This window comes from Rhizobium sp. AC44/96 (assembly GCF_001692185.1).
GTDB lineage: Bacteria > Pseudomonadota > Alphaproteobacteria > Rhizobiales > Rhizobiaceae > Rhizobium.
Map to the genome: position 1 here is coordinate 1 of NZ_LXKO01000032.1, position 2,495 is coordinate 2,495.

The 2,495-nt window shown below is 58.1% G+C and carries 2 protein-coding genes; both read right to left on the bottom strand.

Annotated elements, in window-relative coordinates; genetic code table 11:
• Nucleotides 1-54: 54 nt before the first annotated feature.
• On the bottom strand, nt 55-867 hold the full coding sequence (istB, locus tag A6U87_RS21705) for an IS21-like element helper ATPase IstB (RefSeq protein WP_065693397.1): 813 nt from the start codon (nt 865-867) through the stop codon (nt 55-57).
• Nucleotides 857-2,383 (bottom strand): IS21 family transposase, encoded by a 1,527-nt coding sequence (gene istA / locus A6U87_RS21710; protein ID WP_141684028.1) that lies wholly within the window; start codon nt 2,381-2,383, stop codon nt 857-859. The genes istB and istA overlap by 11 nt, the downstream gene beginning before the upstream one ends.
• Nucleotides 2,384-2,495 lie beyond the last annotated feature (112 nt).

Here is a 2,495-nt window from a genome sequence, read left to right on the forward strand (position 1 = left end):
TGTTGATTCCCATTGAGAGCTGACCCGGCGTTTCCACCGAGAAGTGACCCGCTTTTAGGTATCGTTTGTGTTAGTCGTAGTGGTCAAGTTCCTGCGTTTCTCCTTCGTTGTTTTGGGCTCATGCGCTGAGCTGTTCTTGAAGCGGAAGCTGTCGTTTCCTGTTTCCAGGATGTGGCAGTGGTGGGTAAGCCGGTCGAGCAGCGCAGTGGTCATTTTGGCATCGCCGAACACACTCGCCCATTCGCTGAAGCTGAGGTTGGTGGTGATGATGACGCTGGTGCGCTCGTAGAGTTTGCTGAGCAGATGGAAGAGCAATGCACCGCCTGAGGCGCTGAACGGCAGGTATCCAAGCTCGTCGAGAATGACGAGATCGGAATGGACGAGACGGTTGGCAAGTTGCCCCGAGCGGCCTTGTGCTTTTTCCTGTTCCAATGCGTTGACCAGCTCGACAGTCGAGAAGAACCGCACTCGCTTGTGGTGATGCTCGATGGCCTGGACGCCGAGCGCGGTGGCAATGTGCGTCTTGCCCGTACCGGGACCACCAACCAGCACAATGTTGTTGGCGTCGTCGAGGAAGTCGCAGCGATGAAGCTGTTGGACGAGTGCCTCGTTGATCTCGCTGCTGGTGAAGTCGAAGCCTTTCAGATCACGGTAGGCCGGGAAGCGTGCCGTCTTGAGCTGATATGCGGTTGATCGGACCTCTCGTTCGGCCGTTTCCGCCTTGAGAAGCTGGGACAAGATCGGAATGGCAGCCTCGAACGCCGGCGATCCCTGTTCGGTCAGATCACCGACGGCGTGGGCCATTCCATGCATCTTCAATTGCCTTAGCATGATGACGATCGCGCCGCTTGCCGGGTTATGACGCATGACGAACCTCCGTCTTTCTCAAGGTATCGTATCGTTCGACATTGGCCTTGGGCTCATTGGTGAGCGTCAGTGCCTGAGGTGCGTCGAGGGTCGGCGGTGTAGAGGATTTGCCGTCGACCAGGCGATGCAGCAGGTTCAGCACATGCGTTTTGGTTGGAACGCCGGACTTCAGCGCCATGTCGACGGCTGAGAGCACTGCTTGTTCGTCGTGCTGGAGAACAAGCGCCAGGATGTCGACCATCTCGCGATCGCCGCCCGGCTTCTTGAGTAGATATTGCTGCAGGGTTCGGAATGCCTCCGGCATCTCGATGAAGGGGGCGCCGTTGCGTAGAGCGCCGGGCTTGCGCTGCACGACCGCCAGATAATGCCGCCAGTCGTAAATGGTCTGGCCCGGCCGATCATGGGAACGATCAATGACACGGCGGTGCTCACAGACTATCTGACCTTCTGCGGCGACGACGACACGATCCGGATAGACTCGAAGGCTCACCGGACGATTGGCAAACGATGCCGGGACGCTGTAGCGATTGCGCTCCAGATGCACGAGGCAGGTGGGCGTGACCCGCTTTGTATACTCGACGAACCCGTCGAATGGCCTGGAAACAGGCATCAAAGCTGGTGTTTCCTCTGCCCAGATGTCGGCGATGGTGCCACGCATCTGACCATGTGGCGTTTTGGTCCAGAACTCCTTGCAACGCTGCTCAAGCCAGTCATTCAGGGCTTCCAGTGATGGAAAGCGCGGGACCGGTTGGAAGAAGCGATGACGCGCGTCCTGAACGTTCTTCTCGACCTGTCCTTTCTCCCAACCAGACGCCGGATTGCAGAACTCGGGTTCGAACACGTAATGGCTGGCCATCGCCATGAAGCGGACGTTGACATCGCGCTCCTTGCCGCGGCCAACCCTGTCGATCGCCGTGCGCATGTTGTCGTAGATGCCGCGGCCAGGAATGCCGCCGAAGACGCGGAACGCGTGATTATGGGCATCGAACAGCATCTCATGCGTCTGCAGGAGATAGGCTCGGACGATGAAAGCCCTGGAGTAGCTCAGCTTCGTATGCGCCACCTGCAGCTTGGTGCGCTCATTGCCGATGATCGCCCAGTCTTCCGACCAGTCGAACTGGAAGGCTTCACCAGGCTCGAACGCCAAGGGCACAAACGTGCCGCGGCCTGTCGTCTGCAATTCCCTCTGTCGATCATCGCGCCATTCCCGAGCAAATGCCGCCACGCGATTATAGGACCCATCGTAGCCGAGGCTGCACAAGTCAGCATGTAACTGCTTCATCGTCCGCTTTTGCTTGCGGCCCTTCTTGGATTCCGTCTTCAGCCAGGCCGACAACCGATCCGCAAACGGATCAAGCTTGCTCGGTCGCTCTGGGACGTTGAACTTCGGCTCTACGCCGCCGGCACGCAGGTATTTGCGGATGGTATTCCGAGAAAGGCCAGTCCTGCGGCTTATCTCTCGGATCGATAGATGCTCTCGAATATGCCAGCGTCGGATCACGCTCAGTAATGCCATGTCGATCACTCCAGAGCCCCCGCTGAAAATATGCGAGGGACGGTTGAAACATGGGTCAATTCTCGATGGAAATATCGGGCTGCGCCGGGTCAGCTCTCAGTGGAAATCAACA

Coding starts and splice junctions, on each gene's coding strand:
- istA (WP_141684028.1), bottom strand. CDS start 2,383: ATGGCATTACTGAGCGTGATCCGACGCTGGCATATTCGAGAGCATCTA.
- istB (WP_065693397.1), bottom strand. CDS start 867: ATGCGTCATAACCCGGCAAGCGGCGCGATCGTCATCATGCTAAGGCAA.